Annotated in this window: 17 protein-coding genes; 7 read left to right on the plus strand and 10 right to left on the minus strand. The window is 62.5% G+C overall.

The genetic code is table 11. From position 1 onward, the window contains the following. Positions 1 to 7: 7 nt before the first annotated feature. Complete coding sequence (locus tag F3H96_RS00650) at positions 8 to 691, plus strand: HAD family hydrolase (RefSeq protein ID WP_149790012.1); 684 nt, start codon at positions 8 to 10, stop codon at positions 689 to 691. Further along, the gene (locus F3H96_RS00655; RefSeq protein WP_149790013.1) at positions 688 to 2,274 is read left to right on the plus strand and encodes an FGGY-family carbohydrate kinase; all 1,587 of its coding nucleotides are present in this window, start codon (positions 688 to 690) and stop codon (positions 2,272 to 2,274) included. The genes F3H96_RS00650 and F3H96_RS00655 overlap by 4 nt, the downstream gene beginning before the upstream one ends. Here F3H96_RS00655 and ugpC read toward each other — a convergent pair. The 7 genes from ugpC to F3H96_RS00690 all read right to left on the minus strand — a co-directional run bounded on the left by ugpC (position 2,267) and on the right by F3H96_RS00690 (position 9,050). Continuing rightward, positions 2,267 to 3,361, minus strand: a complete 1,095-nt coding sequence (gene ugpC / locus F3H96_RS00660; protein ID WP_149790014.1) for a sn-glycerol-3-phosphate ABC transporter ATP-binding protein UgpC — start codon at positions 3,359 to 3,361, stop codon at positions 2,267 to 2,269. The two genes, F3H96_RS00655 and ugpC, sit on opposite strands and share 8 nt — an antisense overlap. A 3-nt stretch (positions 3,362 to 3,364) precedes the next feature. Further along, complete coding sequence (locus F3H96_RS00665; protein ID WP_149790627.1) at positions 3,365 to 4,411, minus strand: NAD(P)-dependent alcohol dehydrogenase; 1,047 nt, start codon at positions 4,409 to 4,411, stop codon at positions 3,365 to 3,367. A gap of 14 nt (positions 4,412 to 4,425) precedes the next feature. Beyond that, positions 4,426 to 5,238: a carbohydrate ABC transporter permease gene (locus tag F3H96_RS00670; protein ID WP_149790015.1), complete on the minus strand. Its 813-nt coding sequence runs from the start codon at positions 5,236 to 5,238 to the stop codon at positions 4,426 to 4,428. Positions 5,239 to 5,249: 11 nt separating this feature from the next. After that, positions 5,250 to 6,116: a sugar ABC transporter permease gene (locus tag F3H96_RS00675; RefSeq protein WP_149790016.1), complete on the minus strand. Its 867-nt coding sequence runs from the start codon at positions 6,114 to 6,116 to the stop codon at positions 5,250 to 5,252. Between the two features lie 114 nt (positions 6,117 to 6,230). Then, positions 6,231 to 7,505, minus strand: coding sequence for an extracellular solute-binding protein (locus tag F3H96_RS00680; RefSeq protein ID WP_149790017.1), 1,275 nt, complete (start codon positions 7,503 to 7,505; stop codon positions 6,231 to 6,233). A 227-nt stretch (positions 7,506 to 7,732) separates the two neighbouring features. Then, positions 7,733 to 8,650 (minus strand): AraC family transcriptional regulator, encoded by a 918-nt coding sequence (locus tag F3H96_RS00685; protein WP_149790018.1) that lies wholly within the window; start codon positions 8,648 to 8,650, stop codon positions 7,733 to 7,735. Between the two features lie 55 nt (positions 8,651 to 8,705). Beyond that, positions 8,706 to 9,050: a hypothetical protein gene (locus F3H96_RS00690; RefSeq protein ID WP_149790019.1), complete on the minus strand. Its 345-nt coding sequence runs from the start codon at positions 9,048 to 9,050 to the stop codon at positions 8,706 to 8,708. A gap of 129 nt (positions 9,051 to 9,179) precedes the next feature. Between F3H96_RS00690 and F3H96_RS00695 the strand changes: the two genes are divergently transcribed. Then, positions 9,180 to 10,583, plus strand: coding sequence for an MATE family efflux transporter (locus tag F3H96_RS00695; RefSeq protein ID WP_149790020.1), 1,404 nt, complete (start codon positions 9,180 to 9,182; stop codon positions 10,581 to 10,583). Positions 10,584 to 11,001: 418 nt separating this feature from the next. On the opposite strand, the gene F3H96_RS00700 is transcribed toward F3H96_RS00695, so the two are convergent. Further along, positions 11,002 to 12,864, minus strand: a complete 1,863-nt coding sequence (locus F3H96_RS00700; protein WP_149790021.1) for an adenylate/guanylate cyclase domain-containing protein — start codon at positions 12,862 to 12,864, stop codon at positions 11,002 to 11,004. Between the two features lie 245 nt (positions 12,865 to 13,109). Here F3H96_RS00700 and F3H96_RS00705 point away from each other — a divergent pair, with 245 nt between their 5' ends. The 3 genes from F3H96_RS00705 to F3H96_RS00715 all read left to right on the plus strand — a co-directional run bounded on the left by F3H96_RS00705 (position 13,110) and on the right by F3H96_RS00715 (position 18,722). Continuing rightward, the gene (locus F3H96_RS00705; RefSeq protein ID WP_348530040.1) at positions 13,110 to 14,465 is read left to right on the plus strand and encodes an epoxide hydrolase family protein; all 1,356 of its coding nucleotides are present in this window, start codon (positions 13,110 to 13,112) and stop codon (positions 14,463 to 14,465) included. A 638-nt stretch (positions 14,466 to 15,103) separates the two neighbouring features. Next, positions 15,104 to 15,730: a L,D-transpeptidase gene (locus F3H96_RS00710; protein WP_149790022.1), complete on the plus strand. Its 627-nt coding sequence runs from the start codon at positions 15,104 to 15,106 to the stop codon at positions 15,728 to 15,730. 802 nt (positions 15,731 to 16,532) lie between these two features. Then, the gene (locus F3H96_RS00715) at positions 16,533 to 18,722 is read left to right on the plus strand and encodes an adenylate/guanylate cyclase domain-containing protein (RefSeq protein WP_244619868.1); all 2,190 of its coding nucleotides are present in this window, start codon (positions 16,533 to 16,535) and stop codon (positions 18,720 to 18,722) included. A gap of 43 nt (positions 18,723 to 18,765) precedes the next feature. Here F3H96_RS00715 and F3H96_RS00720 read toward each other — a convergent pair whose 3' ends face one another. Both F3H96_RS00720 and F3H96_RS00725 read right to left on the minus strand, forming a co-directional pair. Beyond that, a complete protein-coding gene (locus F3H96_RS00720; RefSeq protein ID WP_149790023.1) occupies positions 18,766 to 19,278 on the minus strand; it encodes a YHS domain-containing (seleno)protein in 513 nt (170 codons plus the stop codon). 22 nt (positions 19,279 to 19,300) lie between these two features. Continuing rightward, on the minus strand, positions 19,301 to 19,972 hold the full coding sequence (locus F3H96_RS00725) for an ankyrin repeat domain-containing protein (protein ID WP_244619869.1): 672 nt from the start codon (positions 19,970 to 19,972) through the stop codon (positions 19,301 to 19,303). 613 nt (positions 19,973 to 20,585) lie between these two features. Here F3H96_RS00725 and F3H96_RS00730 point away from each other — a divergent pair. Next, a complete protein-coding gene (locus F3H96_RS00730; RefSeq protein ID WP_149790024.1) occupies positions 20,586 to 21,410 on the plus strand; it encodes a methyltransferase domain-containing protein in 825 nt (274 codons plus the stop codon). The last annotated feature ends 77 nt before the right edge of the window (positions 21,411 to 21,487 follow it).

The following is a 21,487-nucleotide window of genomic DNA, read 5'->3' on the forward strand; positions in this document are numbered from 1 at the left end:
CGTCGCGATGACGCCTGAACTGGTCATCTTCGACTGTGACGGCGTGCTGGTCGACAGCGAGGCGCTTTCGGTCTCGGCGCTGCTTGGCATGATCGAGCTCGCCGGCGGCACCGTCAGCGAGGACGCCGCCTACGAGCATTTCCTCGGCAAGAGCATGAAAAGCGTGCGCGAAATCCTCGGCCGCGATTTCGGGCTCGAGATCAGCGACCGGCATCTCACCGCCATGCGCGTCGACCTGATGCGCAAATTCCGCGAGGAGTTGAAGCCGATCCCCGGCGTCGAGGAGGTGCTTGCGAAGCTCGGCCGGCCTCGCTGCGTCGCTTCGTCCGGCACGCTGGAGCGCATCCGCTACGCGCTCGACGTCACCGGCCTGTTGCCCTTGCTGGAGCCGCATCTCTTCAGCGCCACCATGGTCAAGCGCGGCAAGCCGGACCCGGATCTTTTCCTTCATGCCGCCGAAAGCATGCGGGTCCAACCGCGCGACTGCCTGGTGATCGAGGACAGTCCCGCCGGCATAGCCGCGGCCCGCGCCGCCGGCATGCGCGTCTTTGCTTTCATCGGTGGCTCGCATGCGTCCAATCCGGCCCTCAGGGCGCGGCTTGCGTCGACGGAACCGGACTTTATATTCGCTGACATGCTGCAATTGCCCGATCTGATTGCAGGCCTGGGAGCGAGAGTAAGAGCATCTTGACGAAAAGCTTCGTTTGCGCGGTCGATGTCGGCACCGGGAGCGCTCGCGCGGGCATTCTCGATTCGGAAGGCAACCTGCTCGGCCGCGCCGATCATCCGATCGCGATGCATCAGCCCAAGCCGGATCATGCCGAGCACGATTCGCAAGATATCTGGTCGGCGGTGTGCAAGGCCGTGCGGGCCGCTCTCCAAAAATCCGCCGTCGCCGCCCAGGATATCGCCGGCATCTCTTTCGACGCCACTTGCTCGCTGGTCGCGCGCGACTGGCAAGGCGGCCAGCTCAGCGTCTCGGTCACCGGCGAGAAGCGCTGGGACACGGTCGTCTGGCTCGATCACCGCGCCATCGCCGAGGCCGATGAATGCACGACGAGCGGCCATGCCGTTCTCGATTACATAGGCGGCGTGATGTCGCCGGAGATGGCGACGCCGAAGCTGATGTGGCTGAAGCGCCATTTGCCAACAACATGGAGTGAAGCCGGCTATCTATTCGATCTGACCGACTTCCTGACCTGGAAGGCGAGCGGCTCGCTTGCCCGCTCGCAATGCACGCTGACGGCCAAATGGACCTATCTCGCCCATGAGGAAAAGAGCTGGCGGCGCGACTTCTTCGAGCTCGTCGGGCTCGGCGATCTGTTCGAGCACGGCAATCTGCCGGAAAAGGCAAGTCCGGTCGGCACCGACATCGGCCCACTGACGGCGGCGGCCGCGGCCGAACTCGGCCTCAGCGAAAAATGCCGCGTCGGCGCCGGTGTCATCGATGCCTATGCCGGCGCGCTCGGCGTTCTGGGCGGCTTTGCCGGCGACGAGAAGAACATCAGCCGGCATCTGGCGCTGATTGCCGGCACATCGTCCTGCGTCATGGCAATGTCGCTCGACCCGCAGCCCTTTGCCGGGGTGTGGGGGCCTTATTACGGCGCCGCCTTGCCGTCGCTATGGCTCTCGGAAGGCGGCCAGTCGGCCACCGGCGCGCTGCTCGACCACATCATCCGCTGGCACGGCACCGGCGGTGAGCCGGACGCGGCCATGCATATAAAGATCGCCAGGCGCATTGCCGAGCTGCGCGCCGAGGACGGCGACGCGCTGGCCGCAAGGCTGCATGTGCTGCCGGATTTTCACGGCAACCGCTCGCCGCTCGCCGACCCGCATGCGGTCGGCGTCATCAGCGGCCTGACGCTCGATTCCTCCTTCGACAGCCTGTGCAAGCTCTACTGGCGCACCGCCGTCGCCATTGCGCTGGGCGTGCGCCATGTGCTCGAGGCGCTGAACGAGAACGGTTACCTGATCGACACGCTGCACGTCACCGGCGGCCACACCAAGAACCCGCTGCTGATGGAGCTCTACGCCGACGCCACCGGCTGCACGGTAGTCGAGCCGCTGGCCGACGAGGCGGTGCTGCTCGGCACCGGCATGGTGGCGGCGACCGCCGCCGGCCTCTACCCCAACCTCAACGCGGCCTGTGTCGCCATGCAGCAGGGCGGCAAGACCCGCGCGCCCAACAAGGCCGCCGGCGCCCGCTTCGACCGCGACTACCGGATCTTCCTCGAAATGCACCGCCAGCGGCAGGCGCTCGACGCGATCAATTAGCCCGCTTGCGCAGGGACATGCCCGTCGACACGTCGAACAGGTGGATGCTTTCCTCGTCGAACGCATAGCGGACAGGCGCCCGCAACTCCGGGCATTCGCGGGCCGGCACCAGCGCGCTGATCTCCTTGCCGCCCGAGCCGAACGTCACCAGCGCATCATTGCCGTGGAACTCGATAAGGTCGGCCGTGCCGAGCAGCAGATTGCCGCCCGCATCGCCGCTTGCCGTCTTCAGGTCTGGAGGCCGGATGCCGAGCACGGCGCGTTCGCCGTGCTGCAGATCGAATCCTCTGCCCTCGATCGAAATCACCGTTCTAGCACCGTTCAGCGTCCACCCGTTCTCTGCCCGGCTAACCGTGGCCTCGATGAAGTTCATGTTCGGCGTGCCGATGAAGCCGGCCACGAACAGATTGCCGGGCCGGCGATAGATTTCCGCCGGTGAGCCGATCTGCTCGATCACCCCGTCCTTCAAAAGCACGATGCGGTCGGCCAGCGTCATCGCCTCGAGCTGGTCGTGCGTGACGTAGACGGTCGTCGTCTTCAACGCTTGGTGCAGCCTGGCGATCTCGACGCGCATATGGTTGCGCAGCTTGGCGTCGAGATTGGACAGCGGCTCGTCGAACAGGAACACTTTCGGCGTCTTGATCATGGCGCGCGCGATCGCCACGCGCTGCTGCTGGCCGCCGGAAAGCTCGGTCGGCTTGCGTCCGAGATAAGGGTCCAGGCCGAGTGTCCTGGAAACCGCCTCGACCCGCTTCCTGATCTCGGCCGCCGGCACCTTTTGCCGCTTCAGGCCGAAAGCGATGTTCTCGAAGATCGTCATATGCGGATAGAGCGCGTAATTCTGGAACACCATGGCGATGCCGCGATCGCCTGGGTCGAGATCGTTCACCACCTTGCCGCCGATCGACACCTCGCCGCCGCTGATGTCCTCCAGCCCGGCCAGCATCCGCAGAAGAGTGGACTTGCCGCAGCCGGACGGGCCGAGGAACACGACGAATTCGTGCTCCTCGATCGAGAGGTTGAGATCGCGGATGACGCTCGTGGCGCCATAGGCCTTGTCGACATGGGAGCAAACGATCGCGGACATCTATTATCCCTTCTCGCCGGTCAGCAGGATCTGCAGCTTGACGTCCTGCGGCTTGCCTTGGGCGGCGCGCTCGAACGCCTCGATGCTCTCGGAAAAATCATAGGTGCCGGTGATCAGCGGCTTGAGGTCGACCTTGCCGGAGGCGATCAGCTGCAGGGCGCGGTCGAAGATGTTGGCATAGCGGAACACCGTTTCGATGCGCACTTCCTTGGAGATTGCCGCCGGCACGTTGAGCTCGACCGGTTCCACCGGCAGCCCGACCAGCACCACCGCGCCGCCCGGCCGCACGATGTCGAACAGGTTGGTGAAGGCCCTCGGGCTGCCGCTCGCCTCGAACACGATATCGGCGCCCCAATCGTCGGTCGCGGCCAGCACGGTGTCGACCAACGACTGCTTGCCGATATTGACCGGCACGATGCCGGGATATTGGGCGGCGATCTCCAATTTCGGTGCGGAGAAATCGGAAATCAGCACTTTTGCGCAGCCGCCTGCCAGCGCCGCCAAGGCGATCATGATGCCGATCGGGCCGCAGCCGACGACGACGGCGACATCGCCGGGCACGATGCGGGCCCGCGCTGCCGCCTGCATGCCGATGGCGAAGGGCTCGACCATCGCGCCCTCGGCGAAGGAGACATTGTCCGGCAGCTTGTAGGTGAAGGCCGCCGGGTGAACGGCGTAGGGCGCGAGCACGCCGTGCACCGGCGGCGTTGCCCAGAAGCGGACGTCCGGGTCGACATTGTAGATGCCGAGCTTCGTCGCCCGCGACGAAAGATTCGGTACGCCGGGTTCCATGCAGACGCGGTCGCCGACCTTCAGGCTTGTGACATTGGCGCCGACCTCGACGATCGTTCCCGAGGCCTCATGGCCTAGCACCATGGGCTGTCGCACGATATAGCTGCCGATGGCGCCGTGCGTGTAGTAGTGCACGTCGCTGCCGCAGACGCCGACGGTGTGGATGGCGATCCTGACATCGTCCGGCCCGACATCGAGCGGCAACGCGATCTCGCGCAGCGACAGTTCGCCTTTTTTCTCAAGCACCAGTGCCCGCATCGGGTATCCTCGCATCAACTTTTCTTTTGCCGGAAAACGGAATTCAGGAAGCCGCTCAGAACGCCGAGGAACAGCAGCGGCGGCAGCGACAGCAGCACCACCGAGGCGTTGAGGATGCCCCAGGGCACGTTCATGCCTTGCTGCGACAGCTCTGAAGCGACGATCGGCAGGGTTTTGGCGTTGGAGCTCGACAGCATCAGCGCGATCAGGAACTCGTTCCAGACCAACACGAAGCTGAAGGCGATGGCGCCTATGAGCGAGCGCGCCGCCACGGGAAGCGCGATCCGCCAGAAAACCGAATAGGCGCCGTAGCCGTCGACGAAGGCCGCTTCCTCGATTTCCTTCGGCACGCCCTGGAAGGCCGGGATGGCGAGCCACATGATCACCGAGATGGTGAGCAGCGAGTAGGTGACGATCAAAGCCGGCAAAGTGTCGTAGAGCCCGACCTGCAGCCATATCACCATGAGCGGAATAGCGACCGCCACCGGCGGCAGGAAGCGCAGCGACAGCACGAAGAACTGGATGTCGCCCGCGAAGCGGTTGGGATAGCGCGCCACCGCATAGGCTGCCGGCAGGCCGAGCGCGACGCCGATCAGCACCGCCGAGCCGCAGGCGACGACCGAGTTGCAGAGGCCGGTCAGCACGCTGTCGCGGCCGAGGATGTAGCTGATGTTGGCAAGCGTCGGCGAAAACACCAGGCGCGGGACGCGCGTGATGATGTCGACATTGTTCTTCAGCGCGTTGAGCGCCGTCCAGACCAGCGGGAACACGGCCAGGAATCCGGCAAGCGCCAGTATGGCTTTGGCGATCAGGCGGCCCGGTCTCATCCGATATGGCTTCATGCCTGCACCCGCTTCCACAGCATGGTGAAGGTGATGACGGTCGCGATCATCATCAGCACCGCCATGGCCGAAGCGTAGGAGACCTTGCCGGACTCGATAAAGCCTTGCGAGAAGGCATACATGTCGAGCGTCTCGGTCGCGACGCCGGGCCCGCCGCGCGTCATCACATAGATGAGGTCGAAGGAGCGCAGCGACTCGATCATCTTGACGAACATCAGGCTGATCAGCGGCGCTTTCAGCATCGGTAGGGTGACATAGGCATGGATCTGCCAGCGCTTGGCGTGGTCGAGCCTGGCCGCCTCGATCGGTTGCGGCGGCAAGGTTTCCAGGAGCTTCAGCACGATGACGGCGAAGAACAGCCCCCATTGCCAGACATCCACCGAAGCCACGGCAAACAGGGCGGTCGAGGGCTTGGACAGCGGGTCGAAGATCAGCCCGCCGGTGATGAGCCGGTAGGGATAGGTGGCGATGCCGTAGAGCGGGTGATAGGCGAACTTCCATACGAAGGCCGCCGAGACGCGCGGCAACAGCACCGGTATGATGAACAAGAGGCAGTAGACATTGCGCAGGCGCGGGCCGGCGACCTCGAACATCAGCACGCCGAGCCCGATGGCCACCGCCATCGTCGCCACGACGGTGACGATCTCCCATTTGACCGACACCCAGACGGCATTGAGGAAACGGCGGTCGAAGAAGAGGTCGGCGAAATTCGCGCACCAGACCCAGGAATAACCGGTCGTGCTCAATTCGCGGTTCTGCAAAGCGATGACGATGGCGTAGAGCGTCGGCACCATCGACAGCACCAGAAGGATGACGAGGGTGGGAACGAGAAATGTGACCGGCAGGGAAGAGCGTCGGCGCATTGCCTATCCTCGGGTTTGTCGCGGATGCCTTGGAATCGCTGGCATAAACCCGCGGCGCACGGGTCCCGGCATTCCGACGAATGCCGTGGACCGCGCGCGCCACGGGCGGGAGGATTACTTCTTCTTCACCAGCTCGTCGGCGTAGGCCTCGAGCTCGTTGAGACCGCCCTTGATGTCGGTGCGCGTGCCGGTCACCAGCTCCTCGAGGATGATGCCCCAGCGGTCGCCGAGATCGGGCCAGCGCGGATCCTGCCAGAAGTTCACCGCCGTCACTTTGCCGGTGTCGGCCAGGGCCTTGCCGAGATCGGCGCCGTAGATATCGGCGAATTCCTTGCTGGAGAGGATGCTGGTGCGGTTGAGCTCGCCGAACTGGTGCGCGTCGAGCCGGCGCTTCTCGTTCTCCTTCGAGGTTGCCCAGGCGATGAACAGGCCGGCGCACTTCTTCGAGGCGTCGTCCGCATTGGCCTTGGTGCCGATGGCGAGGCCGTGGCCGTAGCCACCGCCCGGCAGCGGCGAGGGTGGCGGCAGGAAGCCGACCTTGCCGACCACCTGCGAGGTCTTCGGGTCCACCGCCATGCCTGACAGCGGCGTCGATTCGACCAGGATGGCGACTTGGCCGGAGAGGAAGGCGCCGGTCGATTCATCCCAGCTGCCGGTCTGTGTGCCGGGCGCCGAGTCCTTGAACAGCTTCAGATAGGTTTCCGTCGCCTTCACGGCGGCATCCGAATTGAAAGCCGGCTTGTCGCCGTCGAACCACGTGCCGCCATAGGCCTTGAAGAACGGCATCCAGCGCCAGACATTGGCGCCCGAGCCGCGCGCGCCGCGCAGCGCGATGCCGTACATGCCCTTGTCGGGGTCGTTCAGCTTCGCCACGTCGGCGATCAGCTCGTCCAGCGTCTTCGGCGGCTGGATGCCGGCGGCCTCGAGCACGTCCTTGCGGTAGACCATCAGGTCGCCGCCGCCGGTCAGCGGCGCGAACCAGACCTTTCCGTCATAGGTGGCGACCTTCTGGCGGCCCGGATCGAAATCGGCGAAATCGTATTCAGCCGGATAATAATCGGTCAGCGGGGCGATCCAGCCCGAGGAGGCGAACAGCGCGACATTGGCCTCGTCGACATAGTAGACGTTGTAGTTGCCGACGGTGGAAGCGTCGGCGCGCGACTTCGCGCGGCGGTCGTTCTCGTTGAGATAGTCGATCTGGAACGAGGCGCCGGAGAGCTTCTTGAACTCGTCCTTGGAGTCCTCGAGAAGCGTCAGCCCGTCGCGGGGCTGCGCCAGCACCTTGACCGGCGCCGAGCAGGCCGGCGCCTGCGCCAGCGCCGCGGTTGATACGGAAGCGGTAAGCACGAATGCTGCGCCGAGGCCGGCAGCGAGCCGATATGATGTCATTGATTTTCTCCTCCAGGAAACTCGCGGGAAGCAGTGGTCCTCGGGCTAGGCGACCCTCACCGTCGCCCGGGTGACCTGCCACCCGATGCCAAAATGAGGAGTTGGAAGGGACAAGGCTAGAAGCCCCGTTGCAGCAGACCTGTACTTTTATGCATTGTGCGGCGCAAAAAATGACGCCGGCAGAGTCTGTCCGTCACATGAGTATCAGTACTATCGGGGGTGGCTGATCAGGCCCGCAGCGTCAGCCGTTGCCGCGACAGCTTGCGATAGGATGACGGCGTCATCTTGTGCTTGCGCAGGAAGGCGCGGTTGAAGTTCGAGATGTTCATGTAGCCGACCTGGAAGCAGATCTCGGTGATCGGAATCTCGGTATCGGCGAGCAGCTTGCAGGCCTGCCAGAGTCTCAGCTTGGCAACATGGTCGCTGAAGGAGTTGCCGGTGTTCTTCTGGAAGAAGCGGGAAAAAGTGCTTTCGCTCATGCCGGCCAATGCCGCGACGTCAGGCAGCTTCAGGTCCTCGGCGAAATGCTGGAACAGATAGGTCAGCGCGCGCTGTATGATGTCCAGCGACTCGGCATCGAGAAGCGGCGAGAAATCCGGCGACGATAAAAGCTCGTATTCGTCGGTGGCGGCCAGGAGGTCCAGCAGTTCAAGGAACAGGCGGAACCTTGCCAGCCCGTGCACCTCTCCCATTCTTTCCATCAGCTCGGCGCCGTCGAGCGCGGTCCGGCCGTGGAAGACCATGCCGCGCAGCGACCGTTCCAGGAACGGTTCCAGCTCGCGCAGCTCCGGCAGCAGCCCGGCCGAGCCGCGCAGCCGCTCGGGATCGAACTGCAGCACGATATCGCGGCCTTCGATCAACTCGCCGGGCTGCACCGCCGTCACCCAGTCATGCGGCAGGCCGCCGCCGACAATGGTCAGGTAGCCCGGCCCGAACTCACCGATATGGTCGCCGACCAGCGCCACGCCGGACGATTTCCGCAACAGGTGAATTTCGTATTCCGGATGGAAGTTCCAGACATTGCGTTCCCACGGATAATCGTCCAGCCGCCACAGAAAACTGTCGCTGGCCTCGGTCACGATGTGCTCGAAGGCGGGCGCCGTGCGCGGTATCGCGGCCGTGTTCTTCCTGCGTCTGAACGGCATCCATTCCTCCCGGCATGGTGCGCCGGCTGTCCGCATCTGCGCCATGCGTAGCAGGCTAGAGCAATTCCAGGAAAGGTGTGACACGGTTTTCCATCCGCAATTGCGTGACGACAATGCGCTGCAGCAGCTTGCTGTTTTCGTGAACGATGAATTGCTTGAGCTCAGGCAAGTGAACGAGCCGTTTGTGCCCAACCCGAGCTGCCGGCCCGAGCGCACGAGGCGCGCCGCGCGGCGTTTGACTTGAGGAGACCGCTCTAGCTTTTGCCACCCGGTCGCAGACGATGCCGTTGCGCTGCACGGCGTTGCGCGTGTCGCACGCTGTCCAATCGCCTGTGTCGTTGTAGAATTTTGTCGGGACGTGGAGGCGATCGCCGCAGGCCGCGGCATGTGGCTGGATCAATCGCTCCCCGACCCTCCTCCCTTGCCAACATGTCGCATTTCGTTCACAAGGCGACGCAAATGGCGCCATCTTGCGCCGTGCGGCTTCCGGCCCTTTGGCCGACGCGCCTTGGTCTGAAAGAGCGGAACAATGTCTGCGATCGAAGCCGGCGCTCGCGCGCCGGAAAATCTTTGGCGTCAGGAAATCAAGGCGACGGTGGCGCTCGCCTGGCCGATGGTGCTGACCAATCTCGGTCAGACCGCCATGACCGCGACCGACGTCATGATGATGGGCCGGCTGGGCCCGGACACGTTGGCCGCCGGGGCGCTCGGCTCCAACCTCTATTTCATGCCGATGATCTTCGGCCTCGGCCTGATGCTCGCCACCTCGCCGATGATGGCGACCGAGCTTGGCCGCCGCCGCCATTCGGTGCGTGACCTGCGCCGCACCGTGCGCCAGGGCCTGTGGCTGGCGATCCTGATCTCGATCCCGATCTGGATATTCCTCTCGCATGGCGCGGAGGTGCTTTTGGCCATGGGCCAGAAGCCGGAACTCGCGCATCAGGCCGGCATTTACCTGCACTGGCTGCAATGGGCCGTGTTGCCCTTCTATGGCTACATCGTGCTGCGCTCCTTCATCTCGGCCCTCGAACGGCCGGGCTGGGCGCTGATCATCGTTTTCGTCGCGGTTGCCTGCAACGCCTTCTTCAACTGGGTGTTCATGTTCGGCAATCTCGGCGTCGGATCGATGGGCATTGCCGGCTCGGGCCTGGCCACCACCTTGTCCAGCATGCTGATGTTCGTTGGCCTGGCGGCGGTGGTGATGCTGGAGAAGAAGTTCCGCCGCTACCACCTGTTCGGCCGCTTCTGGCGCGCCGACTGGCCGCGTTTCCGCGGGCTGCTCAGGCTCGGCCTGCCGATCGCCGGCATCCTCGCCTTCGAGGTGACGATCTTCAATGCGGCCGCTTTGCTGATGGGCCTGATCGACGCCGAGTCGCTGGCCGCGCACGCCATCGCCATCCAGATCGCCTCGATCTCCTTCATGGTGCCGCTCGGCCTCAACCAGGCGGTGACCGTGCGCGTCGGCCTGGCGCACGGCGCCGGCAATCCGGAAGGCGTTTCGCGCGCCGGCTGGACCGCCTTCGTCATCGGCGTCTCGTTCATGGCGCTGATGGGCCTGGTGATGATCCTGTGGCCGCATCTTCTGATCAGCGCCTTCATCGATCTCGCCGACCCGGCCAATGCCAGGGTGATCACGCTTGCCGTGTCGTTCCTGGTCTTCGCCGCACTTTTCCAGATTTTCGACGGCGCGCAGGCGGTGGCCGCCGGCATGCTGCGCGGCCTGCACGACACCAAGGTGCCGATGATCTATGCGGCGATCGGCTATTGGGGCGTCGGCCTGCCGCTCGGCGTGCTGCTCGCCTTCCATTTCGGCTTGAACGGCGTCGGCATCTGGATCGGCCTGGCCTCGGGGCTGGCCGTGGTGGCGGCACTGCTGCTGGCACGCTGGCTCAGGCGGGACCGCATCGCGCCGGCGCTGGCGTTCGGGCATTGAAAGCAAGGCGGCCGCCGGTCCGGCGGATGTTATGTCCCAACATTGGGCGTATTGGACGTTGCCTTCGGAACTGTCCCCAAGCGCCATCTCCGGACGCTTGGCATCGAGGCAATGAACATCGCATATTGCGCCGTCAGCAGACGGGCAGCTTTAGGGCCACAAAGCTAGTGCGGACCCCTCCTGTTCGACTGGTGGCTTGATCTGACCTGACGCAGACCCTCAAGCGCACTGAGGCGATGGTCTGCGTCGGGACCCAAAGATAACCCTAGGTCGGCAACTACCGCGGCGGCGCCCCGGCTTCGGCCGCTCACGAAGGGGCCGTCACGGTCTGTACCCTCACACGTTTTTGACCTGTTAGTCTGGCAACACCTGGAAAGCTTGCCGCTTCGGTGCGCTCGATCATCGCCGATCAACCGTATTAGGTGGTGAGATCGAGCACCTTCTGCCAGCGTGGATCGTTGTGAAGCAGGTCGAAATCGGAGTCGTGCAGAACCCAAGCCTTCATTTCATGGTGGGCCCGCGGCATCACCCTTTCGAGCAAGTCGAACGCCCGATCGCGATCGCCAAGCATGCTATGAAAGCAAGCAAGGTTGTATTGGGTCAGGACGTCGTCGGGATCGATGGCCTGCGCGCGCGCCGCCCACTCCTTTGCCCGATCGAACTCTCCCAATTCTAAGAGTGCGTTGGCGCCGAGATAGGCGGGCCGGGCATTTTCAGGGTTCCTCGCCAGTTGCCGCTCCGCGCGCTCGAGGGCTCTGCGAGCCGTCTCCAATCTGTCGACATTTCGCCCGAGCGAGCGATAGACCTGCACGAGCAACATCGATGACTGATAGTCATTGGGGTCGATCTCGGCCGCGCGCTCCCAGTGAGTGGCGGCCGTCTCCAGCTTACCCTGTGCGAAGCAGCAGCGGGCGTAGAAGTAATGCGCTTCGAACAGATTGGGATTGCCTGCGATCGCCCGTTCAAACGCCGTTTCGGCCTCCTTGTAGCGTTGGCCGACCGCCAAGGCGAGTCCGCGGGAGGCGTGCGCTTCGGCCAGACCGCTGTCGATCTCGAGCGCCCTCGCAGCGTTGGCGAGGATGCCCTCGAGCGAAACCTCCTCGCTATAGTCGAGAAAGAGGAACGAGTCGCAATCGGCGGTACCGGCATAGGCGCGCGCATAGAGCGGGTCGAGTTCGATCGCCATGGCGAACATTCGCCTGCCCAGCCTGTAATATGATTTCGAACCGCGGTGGAAAAACTCCCGCCCCCTGAGATAGTAAGTATAGGCCTCGACATTCTCAGTCGGCGCCAGCTCGATCGCCTCTTTTTCTTCCGGCAGCAGCTTGACCTTCAGCTGGTCGACGATGGTGTGAGTGATCTCGTCCTGGATCGCAAAAATATCGGTCAGATCGCGATCGTAGCGGTCGGCCCAGACGTGCCCGCCATCCGCACCGTCGATGAGCTGTCCGGTGACGCGCACGCGCGACCCAACCTTGCGCACGCTACCCTCCAGAACAAATCTGACGCCGAGTTCCTGTGCTGCCTGCTGTACTCTGATAGGCTTGCCCTTGTAGGTGAACACCGTGTTGCGGGCGATGACGTGCAGCCCCGAGATCTTCGACAGGTCGGTGATGATGTCCTCGGTGATGCCGTCGGAAAAGTATTCCTGCTCGGGGTCGCCGCTCATGTTGTTGAAGGGAAGGACGGCGATCGACGGCTTTTCCTTCGCCGGCCCCGACTTGGGTTGCGCAGCGCCGCTCGTCACGCGTGGCGGCGGAGCGGCCTGGAAGAGGTTGACGTTGTAGACCCTGACCGGCCGGTCGATGTTCTTGAGCGCCTGCTCGCCGGTGTCCTCGAACGTCAGATCGAGCCGGTTGCCGACATTGTCGCGGACCGACCCGGACACTGCGACGCCGCCCGGCCTGGCGATGCTTTCGATGCGCGCCGCGATGTTGACGCCGTCGCCATAGATGTCGTTGTCCTCGAAGATGATGTCGCCGAGATGGATGCCGATGCGGAACTCGATGCGACGATCCTCCGCCACTTCGACGTTGCGCTCGCGCATCTTGCGCTGGATCTCCGTGGCACAGGCAACGGCGTTCACCACGCTCGGAAACTCGACAAGCATGCCGTCACCGGTGAGCTTGACGATGCGGCCCTGGTGCTCGGCGATCTTGGCGTCGGCCATCTCGCGCCGATGCGTCTTCAGAGCCGACAGCGTTCCAGCCTCATCCAGCCCCATGAGGCGGCTGTAGCCAACCACATCGGCGGCGAGGATCGCAGTAAGCCGGCGCTCCATGAGGAAATCCGGATTTTCAGAGAAGCCTAGAGTATCAGGTTCAGCAGTACGTGCCATATGTAAATCCCGCTGGCGCGCCGCCCTGGGTATCACCAGGAGGGATTTGTGGTTCGGAAACGGTTCGATTAACCGAACCTGCGCCTCCGCCGGAACCGCTTGGCTCTTTTGGCAGGCCGACCGCGCCTGCGTCCAAAACTGATGTCCGGAATTGGCAGTGCTAAAAACCGACACAGGCGCCACGATCTGTGCAGGTCCGCAATGGCGCAACCTTGCCCTACAGTTTCACTGTCGGCGACGACTGCTCTTGGGCAGTGGAAAAGGTGTCCTCAACGGCCGACATCGGCGCAAAGCTGCCGCTATCTTGTTACGAAAACAAGCGTCCGCTTTTGGGTCAGAACCCGCTCAATTGGACGCCATTGACCGGAGCAACATCCATGGCCGTGCATTCCTTCCACATCCACATCCCCGATGAACAGATCGAGCACCTGCAGCGTCGTATCCAATCGGCAAGGTGGCCATCGTCGATCTTCGCATACGGATGGGAAGACGGTACCGACATCGATTTCCTCAGAAAGCTTTCGCTTTATTGGGAACATGATTTCAGGTGGCGCGATCACGAAGAACGTCTCAACCTGTTGCCTCAGTTCAAGGTCACGATAGACGGGTGCGACATCCATTTCGTTCACCGGAAAGGCAAGGGGCCAGCGCCGTTGCCGTTGATCCTCACTCATGGCTGGCCCGGCTCCTTCGCCGAGTTCGAGCATGTCATTCCGCTGCTCACGGATCCTGCCAAATATGGCGGGGATGCCGAGGACGCCTTCGATGTCGTCGCACCATCGCTTCCGGGTTTCGGCTTCTCGTCCCCGCCGCATCAGGCCGGCGTCAGCTCAAAACATGTCGCGAAGCTGTGGCGCGGCCTGATGCGCGAACTGGGATATGATCGCTTCGCCGCACAAGGTGGCGACATCGGCGCCGGCGTCTCGACCTGGCTCGCTCGGCTTTATCCGGGGGACCTTATCGGATTGCACCTGAATTACATTCCGGGCAGTTTTCGCCCGACCCTCGGTCGCCACGACCCACCTGTCACGCCGGAGGAGAAGGCATTCCTCGACGCTGCGGCAAATTTCGCCGCGACGGAGGGGGCCTACGCTTTTCTGCAGGGGACCAAACCCCAGACGCTGGCCTTTGCACTGACAGATTCCCCAATCGGGCTGGCCGCATGGATTGCCGAGAAGTTCCGCAGCTGGAGCGACTGCGGGGGCGAACTCGAACGCGCGATCCCTCTGGACACGCTGCTGACCGACATCTCGCTCTACTGGTTCGGCAACACGATCGAAGCCTCGCTCAGGATTTACAAAGAAAACCGCCTCTGCCCCCTGATCTTCGGCCCAGGGGAGCGAATTGCACCGCCCCTCGGCGTTGCAGTCTTCCCCCGAGAGCTTCCCATGCCACCTCGCTCCTGGGTCGAGCGAGTCTTCCGTATCGATCGCTGGACCGACATGCCGAAGGGAGGTCATTTCGCGGCGATCGAGCAACCCGAACTCCTGGTCGAGGACATCCGAGCCTTTTTTCGGCCGCTAAGGCCCAGGCCGGCAAAGTAAAGGAACGAAAGACCGCGCCTATCGCCACGGCCCGGAAGTCCTGATGAGGCAGGAGCAGGAGCCTCCGCTTTCGCTCCACTACGGCTGCTTCTTGCACGTTCCTGCGGTACGGCTTGCGTGGGGCCGAGGACAGACCCGCAGTTTGGACCTGCTAACCTGCAAGAGCGGAAATTCAAGTCGAGCACAGGGATGGTCGTGAGACCGGAAACAAACGGTTGCTCCTCAAGTCTCCTCCGATAATCCAAGACGTCATTCAATGTTCCGGTTCCGCTAGCCGCGTCGCGGATGAAACTGGCACGCCACGGGCTTTTTTCCTGACCCCTCAATCGCTAACCCTGTAGCACATGACGGTGCCGACTGCTAAATTAGCACATAGGCATATGCTACTGGGGTGTTTTCCTCTGAGATCCAGGCATGGTCGAAAAGCACGTTCAGCGTCGACTTGCTGCGATCATGACAGTGGATTCTTCCATCCGACCACGACGTAGAACGCCCAGCGGCTACGCAGTCGAGCCCAATGCGGCGGCCGGCTTGGTCGCGCCAGAAGCGGCCGTTGGACTTTCAGCTCCGGATGGAGAACCTGTGTCGTCTTGTGATAGAGACGTGCTATAATTGGTTAGGCTACCGGGCTTCTTCTCATGCGCGCGAAACCGCTCCTAATCGGGATAGGGCTCCCCGTGGCGGTCGCACTTTCCGGCTGTGTCACCGGCGGAGCCTACAAAGTCTTCTCGTCGGACTATGGCGGCATCACCGATGCCGGCTATCGCATACCCCCGGTCCCGATCTACAGGGTCGACCGCAAGTACATTCGTCAGATCGTGCCTTATGAGACTGGCGAACAGCCCGGCACCATGATCGTCGATACGGGGGCGAAATTTCTTTACTACGTGTTGGGGGACGGCAAGGCTCTTCGCTACGGCATCGGTGTCGGCAAGCAAGGCTTCGAGTGGCACGGCACGGCGCATGTCACGAGGAAACGCGAATGGCCTGACTGGCATGCGCCGCCGGAGATGATCGTGCGCGAGAGGAGGGAGAACGGCCGCGTCATACCGGCCTATATGGGGAGCGGGCTCAAGAACCCACTAGGCGCCCGGGCGCTCTACCTCTTCAACGAAGGCGGCGACACCGGTTATCGCCTGCACGGAAGCCCTGAGTGGTGGTCGATCGGCAAGGCCGTCTCGGCGGGCTGCATCCGCCTTATGAACCAAGACATCATCGACCTCTACAATCGCGCCGAAATCGGCGCCAAGGTGATCGTCATCTAGTGGCGAAAATCTAACGCTTAGTACCTTCAACAAACTACCGCTTCGGGTGGAGTATTGCCATTCGTCTCGTCGATCGGAACGAGCAGGTAGCGCCATCGGTGCCGGTTGCCGCGAATGTGTAGGGTTTCGGGCAGCGAAATGGGCTGATGGAGGGCAGTTCAGGGTCAGAAGCTGACGAAGCCTGATGCCATCAGGAAATGGTGGCGAGATCGGTCCGATCTCGAACACATAACCGATGGTATGCGCAAGGCGGGACTAGAGTAACCGGTCCTGCGGAGCTCCCAAGCGACGCCCAATGTGAGCACGTAACCGCTTCTGGCACTAGTTGGTCCTTCCGATCGCTAGGACGTAAGACAGAAAACCAATCTTTCGCGACGTTGCCACCATGCAGGCAATCTGCCACGCTCAACTTGGCCGGGTATCCGAGGCCAACGCCGAAGTCGCGCGCGCTCGACATTCGACCGAATACAACCGTTAGTGACACGATGAAGGGCGAACCCTACAAAAACCCGGCGGACGCCCAGATCATGATCGAAGGGATGCGCACTGCCGGACTGCCAGAGTCCGCTTCCAGGCGGTGTAAGAGCTCACTTCAACGACCGAGTTGCGCCAGGAGCCGACATTCCGTCGAACATCACCTTTGCGGAATTCAAGGCGAACGCTCGTAGCCGATTTTGTAACGTACCTAATCGGAGAAGGGACTGTTTGCTGCTAGCTCTCGTAGGCCGGTGTGTATGGTCTTGTCATTGGGCTTTCCATATAATTCTATCCAGTGGAACAGGCTCAACATCTGGAACGGAAGTTGGTCGCTATCCTCGCCGCCGACGTGGTGGGGTACAGCCGGCTGATGGGGCTGGACGAGACGAGCACACTCTCTCGGCTCAAGGCGCTCCGGCGCGAATTCATCGAACCCTCGATCGAGGGCTACCATGGCCGCATCGTCAAGCTCATGGGCGACGGCGCTTTAGTCGCGTTCGAGAGCGTCGTCGATGCCGTAGCCTGCGCCGTTGAAATCCAACGGGTCGCCGCGCAGCAGAACCTCGGTCTTCCCGAAGATACCCAACTCGTGTTCCGCATCGGGATCAACCTTGGTGACGTCATCATCGACCAGGACGATTTCTACGGCGACGGCGTCAACATCGCGGCCCGCCTGGAAGGACTGAGCGATCCTGGCGGCATTGTTATCTCGGGAACGGCCTACGATCAGGCTCACAACAAGCTCGGCCTGACCTTCAAGTCGCTCGGCGAACAGCGTCTCAAGAACATTCCAGAGCGGGTCCGCGCCTACCGGGTTCTGCTGGAACAGACCGGAGAAGCCAGCAAGTCGCGCTCTCGGCGATGGCCTGTGATGGGCGCCACGGCGCTCGTCCTGGCTCTGATAGCGGGGATTGCGGTGATGCTCTGGCCGCAAGCGATTGCCCTCCTGCCCGGTCACGGTTCAAACCCGGTCGGTTCGTCAGCCGGCAAGCCGTCCATCGCCGTGCTGCCGTTTGCCGATCTTAGCGAGAGGGCGGGCCAGGATTATTTTGCCGACGGGCTCGCAGATGATCTCATCACCGATCTCTCGAAGATCTCCGGGCTCCTCGTCATCGCACGCAACTCCGCGTTCTCCTTCAAGGATCGATCCCTCGACGTCGACGAGATCGCGGCGCAGTTGAACGTCCGTTACGTGGTCGAGGGCAGCGTCCGGCGGGAGGAAGATCTAGTCCGCATCAATGTCCAGCTCATTGATGCCCAAACGGGGAGCAACATCTGGGCCGAGCGTTACGACCGCGACTACTCCAGGATATTTGCAGTTCAAGACGAAGTGATCGGGCGGATCGTTGAGGCACTTTCGGTGCGTCTGACGGAAGGCGAAAGAGCGCAGATTGCTCGCCTCCCCACGCGAAGTCTGGAGGCATACGATTTCTACACCCGTGCCGAGCAGAAGGTTTATGTGGTCGACAACAGGTCTCTCGGAGAGACCCTGTCCCTGTATCAAAAGGCGATTAAGCTCGATCCTGCGTTTGCGGATGCTTACTCGGGCTATGCCCGTGCCACGGTGGACGTGCTCGGCTTCGACTACCAGGTGCTCATGCTCAGCGCCGTCGCTCGCCAGCGCGCCTACGAAGCGGCAGGGCGGGCGCTGGAGCTCAATCCGCAATCTGCGCGCGCCTATGCCGTGCTCGGCATCCTGCAGATGCTGGACGGCGCATGGGACCAGGCGATCGCGTCGGTCCAGAAAGCCGTCGCGCTGGACCCGAACGGCGCGGAGGCGGAGCTCAATCGGGCGATCGTGCTGACCTACGCAGGACAGAACGCGGAGGCGTTGGCAGCGATGGAACGCGTGTTGCGGCTCGATCCCAAGCCGCGCGCCCAGGTCTTCGACTACTACGGCTTCGTGCTCTACATGAACCATCAGTACGAGAAGGCCCTGAAGGCGCTGGGCGAGGTCCAGCCGGAAGAGCGCAGCGACCTTGGTCTCGAAACGCTGGCCATGGCAAATGCGCGGCTGGGCCGCATGGCCGAGGCGCACGATGCGGCTACAGCAATCCTGAAAAAGATACCCGAGCAGAACCTCGCTGGTTATCGTATCGTTTACGCCCACCATCGGCGGCAAGAGGACCTCGATCACCGGTTGGACGCCCTTCGCGCCGCGGGGGTTCCCGAGCGGAGCTTCGATTTTCGCGGGCGGGAGGAGGACCGTCTGGGCGCCGCCGCGATACGAGCCTTAGCGGGCGATCGTACATGGGTAGGACATCAATACAATGGCGCGGCGTTCGTCATGGAGCTGAGTGCAAATGGAGATTTCGCACTGAGCTCGCAAAGCAGCATCATCACCGGGGCGTACAGCGTGGATGGCGATCTCTTCTGCACGCAATCCACCGCGACCTTGCTCGGCCGCAAGTTCTGCGCCCCGGTCTATCGCAATCCCCGGGGGAGCAGCGAAACGCAGGACGAGTACGCTTGGCCGGACTCCGTCACCGTCTGGTATTTCTCGGTGTCTCCGTGACGGGCGTCATTCGACTTGCGGGGCTCGCGACATCGCGCCGGAGCTACTTGGAGGCCGCTCTAGCCTCGAATTCCTTCGCTTCGACCGCAGGCCATTCGGCTTCTGCCTTCGCAATGACAGGCGCCGGGTTGGCATCGAAGTCTTCCTCCAGGCCCTCCCTTCCGGAGAACAGGAAGAGCTTGCCATCGACGATGCGGAAGGCTTCCGGGTCAAGGTTCGCGGATGCCTCCTTCACTGACATTCCCGCGGTGCAGAAGCCGCCGAACTGAGGGGCATAACGCACCGGCTCGGAAACAAAGGCATCCCGGTGTTGCACGCTGGCGAAGTACCACGTCGCTCCCAGCCACTTCTTCGAGATCTTGGGCGAACCCATCGTCGCGCGACCGTCGGTGAAATATGCTACCGGATCATAACCCAGTATGGCGACGTTATCGAAGTATCCGGTATTCACCCCGTCGCCGGCGTAGGATCCACCGGTCCCGAAGAGCAGAAGGGAGGCGGCGGCTACTCCCGCACAAAGCAAACTTTCAAACGTTCTGGAACGGTTCTCTGTCATGGTTCGTATCCCCTTCTCGATGTCAGTTGCCGAGGGCAATGCACACCTTGTGCGACGACCCCATCGTTTCTTGGGATTGGCATTTTGCGCCGTGCTTCTTGAGCAGGACCATCACGTCGTTGCTCTGAAAGAATGTCGCGCGGCTGAGAGGCGTGTACCCGTATTCCTGGATGGCCTCGACCTGTGCACCGCGCGCGATCAACAGCTCGGCAATGGCCGTCTGATTCTCTTCCGCTGCCACATGCAGCGGCGTGATCTTGTGCGTGCTAAGCGCGTCGACCTCCGCCCCATGATCGAGTAGCAATTTTGCTATGTCCAGGCTTCCTGAATAGGCTGCCGCATGAAGCGCAGTGAAGCCGCGGTCGTTGCGGGCTTCGATGTCGGCCTTCGCCTCGATCAACACAACCGCGACCTCGGTCCTACCGGCGAGCGCCGCATCGATCAGCGGTGTCTGACGGCTCTCGTCGCGATCGTTCACATCGGCACCTTGTGCCAGGAGTTCGGCAACCTTGCCGGCATCGCCCTCCCGAGCAGCATCATGAAGCGGCCCTGCGGCCGCCACATCACCAGCAATTCCGAGCCAGAAAATGCACGCAACGAGCGCAGCAACGCAGACGAGCCAATTCGAGCCCATTCCGAGGGGCGTGACCCTCAGCGAGGCCATCAGCAACCGTATTCGCGTGGTGACGGTCACGACAAACCTCCGGGCGACGTTCGCTCGCAGACCGATTTATGAGACACACTACTCCATTCGGTGTGCGGAGGCTATGGATTCCGTCATTTCACCAAAGGTAGTCGGCGATGCGCTCTAGGAGATTCTTTGCTCTAGATGGGAAACGCAGCCTCGCGCGGTCTGCTTCTGAACCAGCGCATTGCGTCCGCGCGCCGCTTCCATGCGCCATGGCAATGTCCGCATTGGGTCAGAAGCTGACGAAGCCTGAGGCGGCACGCGGAAGCCCTCGAAGCGTTTCAGCATGTCGACCTCCTCCACTGGTGGTTACACTGCTACATCGCTTCGTGTCAGGCCCATCTCGGACAGATCGATCAGACGAAACGTTCGGCCGCAGACGTCCTACGGCTCAAGATTGTACCGTTTGAGCCGGCGACCGGAATGGACAGCTATCGCCATTTCCGGGCATTCGCCGAGACAGGAGTTGAGGTCTCGTCAGGGGTGGGTGAGCGGACGCTTCCAGCGTTCTGCTCTGTTTCCACACTGGTTGCCGGTTGACTTACACGCGCTTTATGATTGCTGTTTAAAGCTCTGGTCGGGCCCGTTGCCCGAGCGGCGGTTGTGCCGGAGGGACTCTATGGCCCAGCAGGAGCAGTGGCAGCTGGAAGGCAGCGCCGCGGAACTCTACGAGCGTTACTTGGTCCCAGCAATTACCGCCCGGTGGGCAGCCGACCTGGTGGATCGTGCTGCGCCTCAATCTGGTGAGCGGGTTCTGGACCTGGCCTGCGGCACCGGCGTGGTGGCACGCGTTGCGGCCGAGCGTATGGGAGGGGGGCAGGTCGTCGGCCTCGACATCAATACGGGCATGCTTGCCGTTGCTCGATCGCTCCCGACGGGCGCTGGACCGCGTATTGACTGGTGCGAGGGAAGCGCGCTCGAAATGCCGTTCACCGACTCCACCTTCGATCTGGTTCTTTGCCAACTCGGACTGCAGTTTTTCCCGGACCGATCGGGTGCGCTACGTGAAATGTTCCGGGTGCTGGTGCCTAACGGCCGATTGGCCTTAAGCGTTTTCAGCGCTATTGACCACACTCCTGCGGCGAAGGCTCTGGCAGATGCCTTGGACCGACATGTCGGGCCAGGCGCTTCGGCAACCAAACGGTCCGAGCATTCGCTCGCCGATGCTGACGAGCTTTACCGACTAGTGGCTGGCGCGGGCTTTCGCCATGTGACCGTCCACACGATTACCCAGAGCATCCGATTCCCCTCGCCAAAGGAATACGTGCGACTACAGCTAGCAGCAACTCCCCAGGCTGGACTGGTGAGCGGAATGGACGCCGGACATCGCGACGCAGTAATCACAGCGATCACGGGTGATCTAAGTTCCTCGCTGGCAATCTATTCAAGTGGAGGCGAGTTGACGTTCCCCCAAGAGGCTCATGTCCTGGTCGCTCGCAGGTAGCAGTTGTCTTTGCGGCGTGAGCATCGCTGTGATGCTCGGTTCCTCCTGACGGTCGGGATCCATCGACCGCACGCGAT

Origin of the sequence: Mesorhizobium sp. NFR06 (assembly GCF_900115245.1) — a bacterium.
Classification (GTDB): Bacteria; Pseudomonadota; Alphaproteobacteria; order Rhizobiales; family Rhizobiaceae; genus Mesorhizobium.

Excerpts from the sequence above, each read along its gene's own strand:
- F3H96_RS00650 (WP_149790012.1), top strand. The coding sequence starts at position 8 with ATGACGCCTGAACTGGTCATCTTCGACTGTGACGGCGTGCTGGTCGAC.
- ugpC (WP_149790014.1), bottom strand. The coding sequence starts at position 3,361 with ATGTCCGCGATCGTTTGCTCCCATGTCGACAAGGCCTATGGCGCCACG.
- F3H96_RS00665 (WP_149790627.1), bottom strand. The coding sequence starts at position 4,411 with ATGCGGGCACTGGTGCTTGAGAAAAAAGGCGAACTGTCGCTGCGCGAG.
- F3H96_RS00670 (WP_149790015.1), bottom strand. The coding sequence starts at position 5,238 with ATGAGACCGGGCCGCCTGATCGCCAAAGCCATACTGGCGCTTGCCGGA.
- F3H96_RS00675 (WP_149790016.1), bottom strand. The coding sequence starts at position 6,116 with ATGCGCCGACGCTCTTCCCTGCCGGTCACATTTCTCGTTCCCACCCTC.
- F3H96_RS00680 (WP_149790017.1), bottom strand. The coding sequence starts at position 7,505 with ATGACATCATATCGGCTCGCTGCCGGCCTCGGCGCAGCATTCGTGCTT.
- F3H96_RS00685 (WP_149790018.1), bottom strand. The coding sequence starts at position 8,650 with ATGCCGTTCAGACGCAGGAAGAACACGGCCGCGATACCGCGCACGGCG.
- F3H96_RS00695 (WP_149790020.1), top strand. The coding sequence starts at position 9,180 with ATGTCTGCGATCGAAGCCGGCGCTCGCGCGCCGGAAAATCTTTGGCGT.
- F3H96_RS00700 (WP_149790021.1), bottom strand. The coding sequence starts at position 12,864 with ATGGAGCGCCGGCTTACTGCGATCCTCGCCGCCGATGTGGTTGGCTAC.
- F3H96_RS00710 (WP_149790022.1), top strand. The coding sequence starts at position 15,104 with ATGCGCGCGAAACCGCTCCTAATCGGGATAGGGCTCCCCGTGGCGGTC.
- F3H96_RS00720 (WP_149790023.1), bottom strand. The coding sequence starts at position 19,278 with ATGACAGAGAACCGTTCCAGAACGTTTGAAAGTTTGCTTTGTGCGGGA.
- F3H96_RS00730 (WP_149790024.1), top strand. The coding sequence starts at position 20,586 with ATGGCCCAGCAGGAGCAGTGGCAGCTGGAAGGCAGCGCCGCGGAACTC.